We start from the raw sequence: 13392 nt of genomic DNA, 5'->3' as shown, positions 1-13392 counted from the left end.
ATGGTAAAGCGGACTACAGGTCCGGATCGCTACGTTGGGAGATACGCAGACATTCATCGACGACGACGAAGTGAGGCGACATGACACAGGTAGTGATCATCGGAGGACACGGCAAGATCGCGTTGCGGCTGGCCCGCATCCTGACCGGACGCGGCGACTCGGTGACCTCGGTGATCCGGACGGAATCGCAGGTCGACGACGTCGCGGCCACCGGCGCGAGCCCCGTGGTGGCGGACGTGGAGAACCTGGACACCGCGTCGATCGCGTCGGTGCTGGCCGGACACGACGTCATCGTGTGGTCGGCCGGGGCCGGTGGTGGCGACCCGGCCCGCACTTACGCCGTCGACCGCGATGCGGCGATCCGCACCATCGACGCCGCATCCTCGGCCGGAGTGAATCGTTTCGTGATGGTGTCCTACTACGGTGCCGGACCAGATCACGGTGTGCCGGAGGAGAATTCGTTCTTCGCCTACGCCGAGGCCAAGGCCGCCGCGGACACACATCTGAAGGACTCGCCACTGCAGTGGACGATCCTCGGGCCGTCGCGGCTCACCGACGAACCCGGTTCGGGCCGCGTCGAGGTCGGTGGCGGGGTCGACTCGAAGGGTGAGGTGAGCCGGGACAATGTGGCGCAGGTCGCCGCCGCGGTGATCGCGGCACCGGACACCGTCGGCAAGGTCATCGAATTCAACGACGGCGACGTTCCGGTGACCGAGGCGATCTGAGGACATCCGACTCCTCCGCACGAGTGGCCCCGGCGTCGATAATGGAGAGGTGACCATCAACCCGAGTGTCCTCGATCGGATGCGTTCTATCGTCGGCGATGCCAACGTCCTCACCGACCCCGACGCGATGGCGGGGTATCTGACCGACTGGATGGGCCGCTACCACGGCCACGCCGACGCGGTGATCCGGCCGCGCACCACCGCCGAGGTCGCGGATGTCGTCGGAGAGTTTGCGGCACAACGGATTAGGATCTGCGTGCAGGGTGGCAACACCGGGCTGGTCGGCGGTTCGGTTCCGCCGCCGGAGGCTCCGGGCGACGACGGTCTCATCCTGTTGTCGACCGCACGCATGACCGACATCGACGACGTCGACGAGGTCGGCGCGACCGTCGGAGCGCAGGCCGGTGCCACCATCGCCGCGATCGATGCCCGCGCCGAGTCGGTGGGTCTGATGTTTCCCGTCGACCTGGCCTCCCGGGAGTCCGCGACGGCCGGCGGGGTGGTGTCGACCAATGCCGGCGGGGTGCGGATGATCCGGCACGGCAACACCCGCGCGCAGATCCTCGGGATCGAGGCGGTCCGCGCCGACGGGCAGGTGCTGCGACGCTGGTCGCCGTTGGTGAAAGACAATGTGGGATACGACATCCCGGGCCTCCTCGCCGGCAGCGAGGGAACCCTCGCGGTGATCACCGGGGTGCTGTTCCGGTTGGTCACCGCCGCCTCGGCCACCGTCGTGCTGGTGGCGGCGCACGATCGCGTCGACGACGCCATCGCCCTGATCGGTCAGGCCCGGGAGGCGGGCCTGACCGTGGAGGCCGCCGAACTGATGACGCAGGCGGGTCTGGACCTGGTGCACGAGCACGGAACCCGGCGGCCGGTGGCCACCCCGGCCCCGTACTATCTGCTGCTCGAGGTGTCCGGGGCCGGCGACCCCGAGGAACTGGTGGTCGACCTCCTCGAGAACGGCACCGGCATCGTCGACGCGGTGCTCGAACCCGGGCCGGCGCGGGCCCTGTGGGAGGTGCGTGAAAGCCACACCGAATCCATCGCCCGCTCCACCACCACACCGGTCGTCAAACTCGACGTGTCCTTCCCGATCCGGGAGTTGCCTGCCGCCGTCACCGAACTCGAGGCGTTGCCCGGCGAGCTCGATTTCGCCTGCCGCCCCATCCTTTTCGGGCATGTCGGCGACGGCAACGTACACGTCAATCTGCTCGACGTGCCGGTCGAGCACACCACCGAGGTCACCGACCGGGTGTTCACCATCGTCGCGGGTCACGGGGGCAGTATCAGTGCCGAACACGGGATCGGCCGCGCCAAGACCGCGTGGACACATCTGGGACGATCGCCGGTCGACCTCGCGGCCATGCGGGCGATCAAGGACGCACTCGACCCCGACGGGTTGCTCAACCCGGGAGTCATCTTCGGCTGAGCCGAACCGGTTGCGGGAGGCTCAGAGCGCGGCACTCACCTGCGTCGACTCCAGCGGATGCGAGAACATCGGGTAGTCGAAGGAGATCGCGTTGTCGTGTTCGGCCACCGACGTCGCGGCGGTGCAGTCGGTCAGGGTGATCACCCGATAGCCGTTCTCATACGCCGAGCGCATCGTCGACTCCACACAGCAGTTGGTGAGGAAGCCACCGAGGATCACCGTCTCGATTCCCTTGCTGCGCAGGATGAAATCGATGTTGGTGGAGGCGAAGGTGTCCAGCCCGCGTTTGCCCTCGATGACGATGTCGCCGTCGGCCGGTGTCAGGTCGTCGACGATGCTCGCACCCCAGGTGCCCTTGACGAAGGCGTTGCCGTCGACGACCCCCTTGAGGATTCCGTAGGGGTGGCGGGTGAGTTCGCCGTATCCGGGGGCGAAGGTGATCGGTGCGTGCATGATCGTCACCCCGGCGGCACGCGCGGCATCGACGAGCGCGACGGTGTTGGCCAGCATGTCGGTCTTGTCCATCACCTCGGCCACCGCCTCGTGCAATACCCCGCCGTCGGAGGTGAATTCGTTCTGGAACTCGATGAGCACCAGGGCGGTGGTGGCGGGGTCGAGGGTGAGGGTGTCGGTCATGCTGATTCTCCTTCGCGCGATGCGGGGTGGCTCCCAGAAGACAATGCCGGGTGATCTGCGCCATAGTCAATGGAAGACCACGGAAGCCTTTGGCGGCAAGCCGCGCGCGGACCCGTCGTCGGTGAGACGATGCAAGTCGTGACCGATCACGTGGATGCACGGTTGGCAGAGTTGGCGCGCCGCAGCGGAGTGGCCACCAGCTACGTGGGATGGGATTCCCTCGAACACACGGTGAGCGATCAGACTCTGAGGTCGGTGCTGACCGCCCTGGGCGTGGCCGTCGGCTCCGACGAGGAGATCGAGCGGTCGATCGCCGAGTCGGAGGTGGCGCCCTGGCGGGATTTCCTCCCGCCGGTCACCGTGGTCACCGAGGGTGCCGGCGCCGTCTTCTGGGTCCATGTGCCACATGGCAATCCGCTCGATGTGCACATCACCACCGAATCCGGGGTGCAGCGTCGCCCGCATCAGGTCGATCACTGGTGGGAACCGGTCGAGGTCGACGGTGTCCTCACCGGACGTGCCAGCTTCGCCGTGCCCACCGACCTCGAAGCGGGCTATCACGAGATCACCGCCACCGATCCGGCGGCCGGGCGCACCGAGACCACCCCACTCATCGTCACCCCGCGTCACCTCACCACCGCCGATGACCTGATCGGAGACCAGCGGTGGGGCCTGGCACTGCAGCTGTACTCGGTGCGGTCGGCGCGGTCGTGGGGCGTCGGAGACTTCGCCGACCTCGCCGAACTCGCCGCGTCCACGGCCAGCACCTACGGCGCCGACTTCATCCAGGTCAATCCGCTGCACGCCGCCGAGCCGGTGCCCCCGGTGGAGAACTCCCCATACCTGCCGACGACGCGGCGGTTCGTCAATCCGCTCTGCATCGCCGTCGTCGACATCCCGGAGGTGGCCGATCTGCCCAAGCGGCACCGCAAACTGATCGACCGGCTGGCCAAAGGCTTTGTGAGCGACAATGTGTCGACCAAGAAGATCAAGCGCAACAAGGCATTTCGGGCCAAACTGACGGCGCTCGAGTTGATCCACGAGGTGCCTCGACGTGCCGCCCGGGAGGCGTCGTACCGGGCGTTCCGGCGCCGCGAGGGTGACGGCCTCGCCGACTTCGCCACCTGGTGTGCGCTGGTCGAGGAGTTCGGTTCGGACAGTCCCAAATGGCAGGGGAAGCTACGGGATCCCGCTTATGTGGCGCGCCAGCGTCGGCGACTGGCCACCCGCATCGAGTTCTACACCTGGCTCCAGTGGATCTGCGACGAACAACTCGCCGCCGCGCAGAGCGCGGCCCGGTTGGCGGGCATGTCCATCGGGATCATCGCCGACCTCGCGGTCGGCGTCGGACGCGACAGCGCCGACGTGTGGATGCTCGGCGATGTCCTGGCGGCCGGGGCGACGGTCGGAGCGCCCCCGGACGGATTCAATCAGCAGGGACAGAACTGGAATCAGCCACCGTGGCATCCGAAGAAGCTTGCGTCGGCCGGGTACGCGCCGTACCGCGACATGCTGCGCACAGTCCTGCGGCACGCGGGCGGACTACGCGTCGACCACATCCTCGGACTGTTCCGGCTGTGGTGGATCCCCGACGGCGGTTCGGCCGCCGACGGCACTTACGTCCGCTATGACCACGACGCGTTGATCGGGATCCTCGCGCTCGAGGCGCAACGCGCGGGTGCCGTCGTCATCGGCGAGGATCTCGGGGTGTTCGAACCCTCGGTGCAGGACACACTGCGTGACCGCGGGATCCTCGGCTGCTCGATCCTGTGGTTCGAGCACGGCCCGTACGCGCCGATCCCGCCGGAACGCTACCGCGAGTTGTGCCTGACCGCGGTCACCACCCACGACCTCCCGCCGACGGTCGGATACCTGGCCGGCGACCACATCACGCTGCGCTCCGAACTAGGCCTACTCACCGAGAGCGAGGACGACGACCGGGCCCGCGAGGAACGCGACCGCGACGCGGTCCTGGCGATGGCGATCGAACGTGGTCTGCTTGCACCCGACACCCCGCTGACCGACAAACACACGATCAACGCTCTCTATCAGCTGATCGCGGCGAGCCCGTCGGTGCTGCTCAGCGTCGCACTGGTGGATGCGGTGGGCGAGCGGCGCATCCAGAATCAGCCCGGCACCGACGCCGATCAGTACCCGAACTGGTGCATCCCGCTGGCCGACGACGAACGGCGTCCGGTGCTCGTCGAAGACCTGCCCGCCAACGCGCGGTTCGCGTCACTGGTGGCCGCGCTCGAGGCGGTCGGGGTGGGCGGGGAGTCGGCCGGGGCCTGACCCGCCCCGCCGCTCAGTCGACGTCCGTGGCCCCGCGCCGGATGGCGATGGCAACCAGTGCGGCGGCGACGGCGCACAGCACCGCCACTCCGATGTTGAAGGCGATGCCCGTCGGGACCAGCCCCCACCGGGCGGCGGCGAGTCCCTGGGCGACGATCGGGATCGACAAGGCGACGTAGGCGACCACGAAGTAGGTGGAGGTGACCTCGGCCCGACGATCGGCCGGACTGGCCGCGACCACCGCGGCCAGGCCCTTGCTGAACGAGATGCCCTGCCCGGCACCGGAGATGACGGCCCCGATGATGAGCAGCGGCAGGGACTCGGCGGCCAGCGCCCAGGCGATCACCCCCACCCCGACGGTCAGCGCCGCGCAACCGGCGATCAGGGCGGTCCCGGTGGGGGCGCGCCGCCCCACGATCTGGGTGACAGCCGACGTGCCGAGCAGGATGGCGACGAGGGCGCCCGCCATGAAGTGATTGTCGATCCCGATGACGTGGGCGAGGAACGACGGTGCGACCGCGGTGAACGTCCCCAACACCGCGAAACCGGCGAAAGCCGCGATGGCCGGCCCGGTGAACACCGCACGCACCTGCGGTGGCACCGACAGCCGCTGCACTCCCACGCGCGCGCCGGGTGTCGGCCGGGCCGGTTCCGGGATGAACCAGATCGCGACCCCGACCACCAGCAGCAACGCGAGGTCGACGACGAAGACGGTGTGCAACGGTGACGGCGCGTACTGCGCGAGCACGCCGGCGAGCAGCGGTCCCAGGCCGAGCCCGCCGATGTTGGCGGCCGTGGCGATCGCCGGTGCCCGGAATCGCCAATTCGGCGGCGCGAGTTCGATCACCGCCGCGGTGGCGGTGCCGGTGTAGATCCCGGCCGACAACCCCGACACGATGCGGCCGACCAGGAGTTGACTCAGTCCGCCCGCGGCGAGAAAGATGATCGCGCTGATCGCCGAGAGTGCCACACCGGTGATCAGCAGTGGCCGGCGCCCGACGACGTCGGACCACCTGCCGAACACGATCAGCGCCGTGATGACGCCGGCGGCGTACACCGCGAAGATGATGGTCGTCGTGGCGACCCCGAAGTCCAGTTCGGCGCCGTAGATCGCGTACAGCGGGGTGGGGAGAGTGGTTCCCAGCATCACCACCGCGAAGGCGGCGACCGCGGCGGTGAATGCGGCCGAGGGGCCGATCGTGCGGTGAGCGGACATGCCTCATCCAAGCACGAGGTCTCGTCGATCTATTCCGGCACAGAATCAGACACGACGCGGCGCGGACAAGGCCACCGGGTGCGCTAGCCTTCACAAACATGTCGACAGATCCGCTGATTCTCGCCACCACCTCCCGAATGCCCTTTGCCGTCGACGAGATCCACAAACTCGGCGAGACCGGGCGCTTCGTCGTCGCCTCCGACACCTTCCGCGCTGCCCCCGGCAGTCACTCGCGGGGCGCGAGCAAGCATGTGACGGTACCCGCACCCACGCAGGAGACCCTGGCCTTCGTCGACGCCGTGGTCGAGATCCTCGATGAGTACCAGATCAACTGGCTGCTGCCGATGTTCGAGGACGTCTTCTACCTCGCCGCACACCGAGATCGGCTCGCCCAGGGGCGCGACATCGAACTCTTCTTCCCCGACCTGGAGACGTTGCGCCGGGTGCACGACAAGGTCAGCTTCACCGACCTGTGCCGCACCCTCGGCCTGCCCGTCGCCGAGACGATCACCGCGACCAGCCAGGACGAACTGCGGGCGGCCGCCGGGCACTGGGATCACTGGTTCGCCCGCGCCGCCTTCGGCCGTGGCGGCCTGGACATCGCGACCAACACCGGCCCGCTGGCCGGCGAGACCGACCTCGACGACATTCACCCCAGCGCCGACGACCCGTGGCTCGTGCAGGAGTTCCTCTCCGGCGTCGACCGCTGCAGCTGGAGCGTCGTCCACCACGGTGAGGTGGTGCTGCACTCGTGCTACGAGCATCCCCTCGCGATCGACAACCGCGGCGGCGTGATCTTCCAGTCCGTCGATTCGCCGGAGTCGCTGGAGACCGCACAGCGCATCGCCCGGGAACTCAACTGGCACGGTCAACTCTCCTTCGACTACCTGATGACCGACGACGGTGTGCATCACATGGTGGAGTGCAACCCGCGTCCGACGGCCGGCTGCACCGTCGCCACCGCCGAGGAGTTCGACACCGCGCTGTTCAACCCCGGCGGGCTCGTCGTCGTACCGCCGGGCCGTAAGAAGATGATCAAGGCCGCCGTCATCCGCGACGCACTGATGCATCCGTCGCACGCCCGCGGCAACGTCGCCGCGGCCAAGGGCGCCAAGGGCGTCTACGACCAGCGCAAGGACCATATGCCGCTGCTGTATTCGGCGTTGTCGCTGCAGCACATCCTGGCCTACCGCAAACAGCTGGGTATCAACCGTCAGAAGGGTGAGACGCTCGTCGCGACCCAGTTCTTCGACGTGCTCTACGACGGTTCGCCGATCGCCTGACGCCGATCGCCGGGAGCCGGGGGTTCCGGTCGACGACCGCATCACGTTAGTGTTGTCGTGGGTAACACACAATCATGAGGTGATGGCATGGGCGTTGACCACGAGGCGGTGATCGTCGGCGCCGGATTCGGCGGGATCGGCGCCGCGATCGAGTTCCGCCGGCTCGGCATCGAGGATTTCGTGATCCTCGAACGGGAGGACGATCTCGGCGGCACGTGGCATGTCAACCACTACCCGGGTCTAGCCGTCGACATCGCCTCGGCGACGTACTCCTACTCCTTCGAACCCAATCCACGGTGGTCGCGGCTGTTCGCGCCCGGGCCCGAACTCAAGCGCTACGCGGCCGACGTCGCCGAGAAGTACGACCTCAAGCGGCGGATGGAATTCGGGACCGTCGTGGAACGGGCCGTCTGGGACGACGAGGCCGCGGCGTGGATGGTGTCGACCGCCGACGGCGCGCAGCGCACCTGCCGATACCTGGTCACCGCCACCGGCTTCCTCTCCCAACCCCACACCCCCGACTTCGACGGCCTCGACACCTTCGCCGGCACCATCGCCCACACCGCCGACTGGGATGACGACCTGGATCTGTCCGGCCGGCGCGTCGCGATCATCGGCACCGGCGCCACCGCGGTCCAGCTGATCCCGGAGGCGGCCCGAAAAGCGGTCCACCTCACCGTGTTCCAGCGCACGCCGATCTGGGTGGTGCCCAAGGTCGACTTTCCCATCCCACGTGGGGTGCAGAGCCTCTTCGCCCGTTTCCCGCTGACGCAGCGGGCCGTGCGCCTGGTGAACACCTCGATGCTGGAACTGCTGATGGTGGTCGGTGTGCTGCACTTCCGGCAGGCCCGCCTCGGCAACCGTGTCGCGGCCCTGTTGGCCAAGGCGCATCTGCGGGCGCAGGTGCCCGACGCCGGCCTTCGCCGGGCGCTGACGCCGGACTACGACTTCGGCTGCAAACGACCGACCTTCTCCAACACCTACTTTCGGTCCTTCACCCGCCCGAACGTGACCCTGGAGACCGGCGGCATCGGACACCTCGAACCGGACGCGATCATCACCGGCGACGGCCGGCGGATCGAGATCGACACCCTGGTGCTCGCCACCGGATTCGACCTGTGGGACACCAACTTCCCGGCCTTCGAGATCATCGGCCGCGACGGCGTCGATCTGGGCCGGTGGTGGCGCGACACCCGATTCCAGGCGTATCAGGGCATCACCATGCCGAGGTTCCCGAATCTGTTGTCGCTCAACAGTCCCTACTCCTACAGCGGACTGTCCTACTTCACCACCATCGAGGGACAGATGCGCCACATGGCGCGCCTCTTCGGTGAGTTGCGACGCCGGGGTGCGCAGACGTTCGAGGTCACCGAAGCGGCCAACGCCGAGTTCCTCGACGAGGTCACCGACCACCTGCAGTCCTCGGTCTTCTACCGGGGCGACTGCGCGTCGGCGCGCAGTTACTACTTCAATCACCAGGGGGAGGCCGCCCTGCTCCGGCCAAACTCCACCCTCACCACTCTGCGTCAGATGGAACGATTCCCGCTCGAGGACTACAGCTTTCGCTGACGGCTCGTGCTCGACGATGCACGGGACTACCGTGGCGTCATGCGCGCATGGGCAGTCAACCGTCCGGGGCCGATCGAGAGCGGACCGCTGGACCTGATCGAGCGGCCGGTACCCGAACCGGGTACCGGCGAACTGTTGGTCCGGGTACGTGTGTGCGGGGTGTGTCGCACCGACCTGCACGTCAGCGAGGGCGACCTGCCGGTCCATCGCGCCGGGGTGACACCGGGCCACGAGGTGGTCGGCGAGGTCGCCGGATTCGGCCCCGGCGCCGACACCGGTGAGTTCACGCTCGGTGATCGGGTCGGGGTGGCCTGGCTGCACCACACCGACGGCACCTGCGCCTACTGTCGCCGCGGCGCGGAAAACCTCTGTCCGGCATCCACATACACCGGATGGGACGTCGACGGTGGATACGCCGAGTTCACTACGGTTCCCACCGACTTCGCCTACCGCCTGCCCGACGACGTCGACGACGTGACACTCGCACCGTTGCTGTGCGCGGGGATCATCGGCTATCGCGCACTCAAGCGCGCCTCACTGCCGGAGGGTGGGCGGCTGGGCATCTACGGCTTCGGTGGCAGCGCGCACCTGGCCACGCAGATCGCGATAGCCCAGGGCGCCCGGGTGCACGTGATGACCCGCGGCGAGCAGGCCGCCGAACTCGCGCGGTCGCTGGGGGTCGCCTCGGTCAGCGGTGCCTACGACGCACCGCCAGAACCGCTCGACGCCGCGATCACCTTCGCCCCGGTCGGCGAGTTGGTGCCGGTCGCGATGGCCGCCCTCGACCGGGGTGGAGTGCTGTCGATCGCCGGAATCCACCTCACCGACATCCCGAAGCTCAACTATGAGCGGGAGTTGTTCTACGAGAAGGAGATCCGCTCGGTCACCGCGAATACCCGGGCCGACGGCCACGAATTCCTGCGCCTGGTCACCGAATACGGCATCACTGCGACCACCCATCCCTACCCACTGACCCGCGCCGACGAGGCCCTCGCCGACCTCAAGGCCGGGCGCTTCGACGGCGCCGCGGTGCTCGTCGCCGACGAGTGAGGCCGGGACGACGGATGGCGGTGTGCGCTACACCGGTTCGAGCAACTCCGGGGAATTGTTGGCGACCCGATTGACCAACGGTGACACCTCGCGGATCGTGATCGCGGCGGCCACCTCGGCGCTCGGCGGTGCGAACAGCTCGTCGGGGGCCCGGTGATCGGGATCGAGCCAGGCGTCCCAATGCGCATACGGCATGATCAGCGGCATCCGGTCATGCACCTGGACCAGATCGCCGACTGCGTCGGTGGTCAGGATCGAGCAACTCAGCAGGGGAGCGGCCGCCTCGTCGGTACGGTCGTGCCACACCGACCACAGGCCGGCCATGAACAGCCGGGTACCGTCGGCCGGCGACATGAAGAACGGCACCTTGGTGGGCTTGCCCTTCGTATCCGGCGGGCCCTTCTTCCACTCGTACCACCCGTCCATCGGGATCAGGCAGCGACGCGACTTCACCGACGACCGGAACGAACTCTTCTCACCCGCGCTCTCGGCGCGCGCGTTGAACAGCAACGGGCCCTTGCCGACCTCTTTTGCCCACGGCGGCACCAGACCCCAGCGCATCGCGCGGATGCGCAGCGTGGGGTCGTCATCGGGATGGTCATGGTCGTGCCGCTTGACCACCGACATCACCGTCGTGGTGGGGGCGACGTTGTAGTTGGGTCCCAGGGCCCGCGGTGCCGCACCGCCATCGGAGTCGCCCGTCGCGGCGTCCGGCGCCGCCGGCACCTCGTTGACGGCATCGATCTCGGCGGCGAGCTTGGCCGGGTCGGTGGTCACCGCATATCGTCCACACATGGGTCCATCGTGGCACGGGGTCCCGACACCCGCGGTGTCGTCGCTGGTCAGGCGCAGATGTCGGCGGTCACCGCGGCGGTCACCGACACCAGGTCGGCCGGTGCCAGGGCCACCTCGAGGCCGCGTCGTCCGGCGCTGCACAGGACCTTCGGCCAGGACAGCGCCGAGACGTCGACGACGGTGGGCAGTGCCGTGCGCTGACCGATCGGGGAGACCCCGCCCAGGACGTACCCCGTGGAACGGGTCACCGCCTTGGCCTCACCCATCACCGCCTTACTCGCCCCCAACGCCGCCGCGGCCGCCTTCAACGACAGTTTCCGCGGCACCGGGATCACCGCGACCGCCAGGCCCGACCGGGATCCCGACAGTTCGATGACCAGGGTCTTGAACACCTGCTCGGCGGTGACGCCGAGCGCCTGCCCCAGCGCCTCGACGGCCTCGGATCCGTAGTTGTCGTTGCGCGGGTCGTGGGCGTAGCGGTGCACCTCGTGTGCGATGCCCGCCGCGACGAGCGCGGCGATGGCGGGGGTGGCGGCCACCGGGTTACCTCCTGGGTTCGGATGTCCGGCGCGGACCGAACATGTCTGGCACAGACCGGAACAATTGTCGCGTCGAGCCTGTTGTGACCACATGTCGGGGCACCTCGATTCGTCGGTGACGACGTCGGCGGCGCCCACCACACTGACCGGACACGGCGTCCGGCAACACACTCGATGCAGAGGAAGGCAGGTGGCCGGTGACCGCGGACATGCTCCTCGATCCCCGTCGCGAGCCGTTGGACGGGCTGCGCTCGCTAGACTTGATCGACATCATCGGGCAGCCGGAGGCGGTGCCCGCGAGCGTCAGCGTCGAAGGGATCGCAGTGACCGAAGCCGACCCAACCGAGCAGGAGCAGACCGACCAGGCCGCGGCTCCTGCTGCCGGTGCGCCGGCCGAAGGACCCGGATCCGCCGCGCCGCGCCGCGCCGATCCGAATGAATCGTCCCAGGACCTGACCGAGCGGTTCGAACGCGACGCGCTTCCGCTGCTCGACCAGATGTACGGCGCAGCACTGCGGATGACTCGGAATCCGGCTGACGCCGAAGACCTGGTGCAGGAGACCTACGTCAAGGCCTTCTCGGCATTCGCATCGTTCCGCGAGGGCACCAACCTCAAGGCGTGGCTCTATCGCATCCTGACCAACACCTACATCAACGGCTACCGCAAGAAGCAGCGGCAACCGGCGCAGTACCCGACCGACGAGATCACCGACTGGCAACTCGCCGCCACCGCCGAGCACACCTCGACGGGGCTGCGATCGGCGGAGATCGAGGCCCTCGACGCGCTCCCCGACGACGAGATCAAGGCAGCCCTGCAGGCGTTGCCGGAGGATTTCCGGATGGCCGTCTACTACGCCGACGTCGAAGGTCTTCCGTACAAGGAGATCGCCGAGATCATGGACACACCGATCGGGACCGTCATGTCGCGGCTGCACCGGGGACGCCGTCAGCTTCGGGAACTGCTGGCCGACGTCGCACGTGAACGCGGCTTCAACCGGTCGGCCACGGCGAAGAGCGAGGTGACCCAGTGAGCGAGAACACCACTACACCGGTACCCGACGACGACCCGGAGTTCACCTCGCTGGATTGCTCGGCGGTCATCGCCGACGTCTGGTTGCTGCTGGACAACGAATGCGACCCCGACGCGCGGGAGCGGCTCAAGTCGCATCTGGACAACTGCCCGTCGTGCCTGGCCCACTACGGCATCGAGAGCGACTTGAAGGCCCTGATCAACCGAAAGTGCGGAGGGGATCAGGCGCCGAAGGGCCTGCGTGACCGGCTGCGCGTCGAGATCCGCCGGACCGTCGTCGTCACCGAGACGCGGTACTCCACCGGGGAGTGACCACCGGGGAGTGACGGCACAAAAAACGCCCGGTCGGGAGTCGGTCGATCAGACCGGCGTCACCGTTCCGGGCGTTTTCCCGTGTCGCTGCGCAAGATGCTCAGGAGTTGGGGCGCCTGCCGTGATTGGCTGCGTTCTTCTTACGTGCGCGCTTTTTGCGTCCGCGCTTACCCATGGCGGGCCTCCTTCGTCGAAATGTGTACCCACCAGTGTCCCATGAGGTCGCCCGCATCCGAGAATCGGCCGGTGGTCGGGGCTCGCCCGCGCATCCCGGCTAGGTTGTCCCTATGGCAGAAGACGTCGTGGCCGAGATCGTCGCGAGCGTGATGGAGGTGCTGGTCACCGCGGGACAATCAGTCGACGTCGGTGACACGATCGTGCTCGTGGAGTCGATGAAGATGGAGATCCCGGTTCTCGCGGAGGAACCCGGTGTGATCGCCGAGGTCAAGGTCGCCGTCGGCGACGTCGTCCAAGCCGGCGACGTCATCGCCGTCTACCGGTGACCGCGGGCGC

Annotated in this window: 14 protein-coding genes; 9 read left to right on the top strand and 5 right to left on the bottom strand. The window is 68.0% G+C overall.

The genetic code is table 11. From position 1 onward, the window contains the following. Positions 1–80: 80 nt before the first annotated feature. Both ACWDPV_RS12645 and ACWDPV_RS12640 read left to right on the top strand, forming a co-directional pair. Entirely contained in the window at positions 81–725 is a 645-nt protein-coding gene (locus ACWDPV_RS12645; protein WP_348804395.1) for an SDR family oxidoreductase, read from the top strand. 79 nt (positions 726–804) lie between these two features. Further along, positions 805–2157, top strand: a complete 1353-nt coding sequence (locus ACWDPV_RS12640; RefSeq protein ID WP_449743284.1) for an FAD-binding oxidoreductase — start codon at positions 805–807, stop codon at positions 2155–2157. A gap of 21 nt (positions 2158–2178) precedes the next feature. Here ACWDPV_RS12640 and ACWDPV_RS12635 read toward each other — a convergent pair whose 3' ends face one another. After that, positions 2179–2793, bottom strand: a complete 615-nt coding sequence (locus ACWDPV_RS12635) for an isochorismatase family cysteine hydrolase (protein WP_449743233.1) — start codon at positions 2791–2793, stop codon at positions 2179–2181. A gap of 129 nt (positions 2794–2922) precedes the next feature. On the opposite strand from ACWDPV_RS12635, the gene malQ reads away from it, so the two are divergent. After that, positions 2923–5085: a 4-alpha-glucanotransferase gene (gene malQ / locus ACWDPV_RS12630; RefSeq protein ID WP_449743232.1), complete on the top strand. Its 2163-nt coding sequence runs from the start codon at positions 2923–2925 to the stop codon at positions 5083–5085. A gap of 13 nt (positions 5086–5098) precedes the next feature. Here the strand turns inward: malQ and ACWDPV_RS12625 are convergent, their stop codons facing one another. Next, the gene (locus ACWDPV_RS12625) at positions 5099–6301 is read right to left on the bottom strand and encodes an MFS transporter (protein ID WP_449743231.1); all 1203 of its coding nucleotides are present in this window, start codon (positions 6299–6301) and stop codon (positions 5099–5101) included. Positions 6302–6399: 98 nt separating this feature from the next. Here ACWDPV_RS12625 and ACWDPV_RS12620 point away from each other — a divergent pair, with 98 nt between their 5' ends. The 3 genes from ACWDPV_RS12620 (at position 6400) to ACWDPV_RS12610 (ending at position 10203) form a co-directional block, all read left to right on the top strand. Then, positions 6400–7584 carry an ATP-grasp domain-containing protein gene (locus ACWDPV_RS12620; protein WP_449743230.1) on the top strand — a complete coding sequence of 395 codons (1185 nt, stop codon included), beginning with the start codon at positions 6400–6402 and terminating at the stop codon, positions 7582–7584. 87 nt (positions 7585–7671) lie between these two features. Continuing rightward, entirely contained in the window at positions 7672–9153 is a 1482-nt protein-coding gene (locus ACWDPV_RS12615) for a flavin-containing monooxygenase (RefSeq protein ID WP_449743229.1), read from the top strand. A gap of 39 nt (positions 9154–9192) precedes the next feature. Continuing rightward, positions 9193–10203 (top strand): zinc-binding alcohol dehydrogenase family protein, encoded by a 1011-nt coding sequence (locus ACWDPV_RS12610; protein ID WP_348809451.1) that lies wholly within the window; start codon positions 9193–9195, stop codon positions 10201–10203. A gap of 27 nt (positions 10204–10230) precedes the next feature. Here the strand turns inward: ACWDPV_RS12610 and ACWDPV_RS12605 are convergent, their stop codons facing one another. Further along, positions 10231–10998, bottom strand: a complete 768-nt coding sequence (locus ACWDPV_RS12605; protein ID WP_348809450.1) for an SOS response-associated peptidase — start codon at positions 10996–10998, stop codon at positions 10231–10233. 47 nt (positions 10999–11045) lie between these two features. Then, complete coding sequence (gene ybaK / locus ACWDPV_RS12600) at positions 11046–11537, bottom strand: Cys-tRNA(Pro) deacylase (RefSeq protein ID WP_348809449.1); 492 nt, start codon at positions 11535–11537, stop codon at positions 11046–11048. 209 nt (positions 11538–11746) lie between these two features. On the opposite strand from ybaK, the gene ACWDPV_RS12595 reads away from it, so the two are divergent. Both ACWDPV_RS12595 and rsrA read left to right on the top strand, forming a co-directional pair. Further along, the gene (locus ACWDPV_RS12595; RefSeq protein ID WP_449743283.1) at positions 11747–12568 is read left to right on the top strand and encodes a sigma-70 family RNA polymerase sigma factor; all 822 of its coding nucleotides are present in this window, start codon (positions 11747–11749) and stop codon (positions 12566–12568) included. After that, positions 12565–12879, top strand: coding sequence for a mycothiol system anti-sigma-R factor (gene rsrA, locus ACWDPV_RS12590; RefSeq protein WP_348809448.1), 315 nt, complete (start codon positions 12565–12567; stop codon positions 12877–12879). Before ACWDPV_RS12595 ends, rsrA begins: the two co-directional genes overlap by 4 nt. Positions 12880–12979: 100 nt before the next feature. Here rsrA and ACWDPV_RS12585 read toward each other — a convergent pair whose 3' ends face one another. Then, a complete protein-coding gene (locus ACWDPV_RS12585) occupies positions 12980–13054 on the bottom strand; it encodes a 50S ribosomal protein bL37 (RefSeq protein WP_373279550.1) in 75 nt (24 codons plus the stop codon). A gap of 112 nt (positions 13055–13166) precedes the next feature. Here ACWDPV_RS12585 and ACWDPV_RS12580 point away from each other — a divergent pair, with 112 nt between their 5' ends. Beyond that, positions 13167–13382 (top strand): biotin/lipoyl-binding carrier protein, encoded by a 216-nt coding sequence (locus ACWDPV_RS12580; RefSeq protein ID WP_348809447.1) that lies wholly within the window; start codon positions 13167–13169, stop codon positions 13380–13382. Positions 13383–13392 lie beyond the last annotated feature (10 nt).

The organism is Gordonia sp. NPDC003504, from assembly GCF_053587995.1.
Note: the sequence above shows the minus strand (reverse complement) of the source record. Positions and strands in the feature narration are given on the sequence as shown.

Coding starts and splice junctions, on each gene's coding strand:
- ACWDPV_RS12645 (WP_348804395.1), top strand. CDS start 81: ATGACACAGGTAGTGATCATCGGAGGACACGGCAAGATCGCGTTGCGG.
- ACWDPV_RS12640 (WP_449743284.1), top strand. CDS start 805: ATGCGTTCTATCGTCGGCGATGCCAACGTCCTCACCGACCCCGACGCG.
- ACWDPV_RS12635 (WP_449743233.1), bottom strand. CDS start 2,793: ATGACCGACACCCTCACCCTCGACCCCGCCACCACCGCCCTGGTGCTC.
- malQ (WP_449743232.1), top strand. CDS start 2,923: ATGCAAGTCGTGACCGATCACGTGGATGCACGGTTGGCAGAGTTGGCG.
- ACWDPV_RS12625 (WP_449743231.1), bottom strand. CDS start 6,301: ATGTCCGCTCACCGCACGATCGGCCCCTCGGCCGCATTCACCGCCGCG.
- ACWDPV_RS12620 (WP_449743230.1), top strand. CDS start 6,400: ATGTCGACAGATCCGCTGATTCTCGCCACCACCTCCCGAATGCCCTTT.
- ACWDPV_RS12615 (WP_449743229.1), top strand. CDS start 7,672: ATGGGCGTTGACCACGAGGCGGTGATCGTCGGCGCCGGATTCGGCGGG.
- ACWDPV_RS12610 (WP_348809451.1), top strand. CDS start 9,193: ATGCGCGCATGGGCAGTCAACCGTCCGGGGCCGATCGAGAGCGGACCG.
- ACWDPV_RS12605 (WP_348809450.1), bottom strand. CDS start 10,998: ATGTGTGGACGATATGCGGTGACCACCGACCCGGCCAAGCTCGCCGCC.
- ACWDPV_RS12595 (WP_449743283.1), top strand. CDS start 11,747: ATGCTCCTCGATCCCCGTCGCGAGCCGTTGGACGGGCTGCGCTCGCTA.
- ACWDPV_RS12580 (WP_348809447.1), top strand. CDS start 13,167: ATGGCAGAAGACGTCGTGGCCGAGATCGTCGCGAGCGTGATGGAGGTG.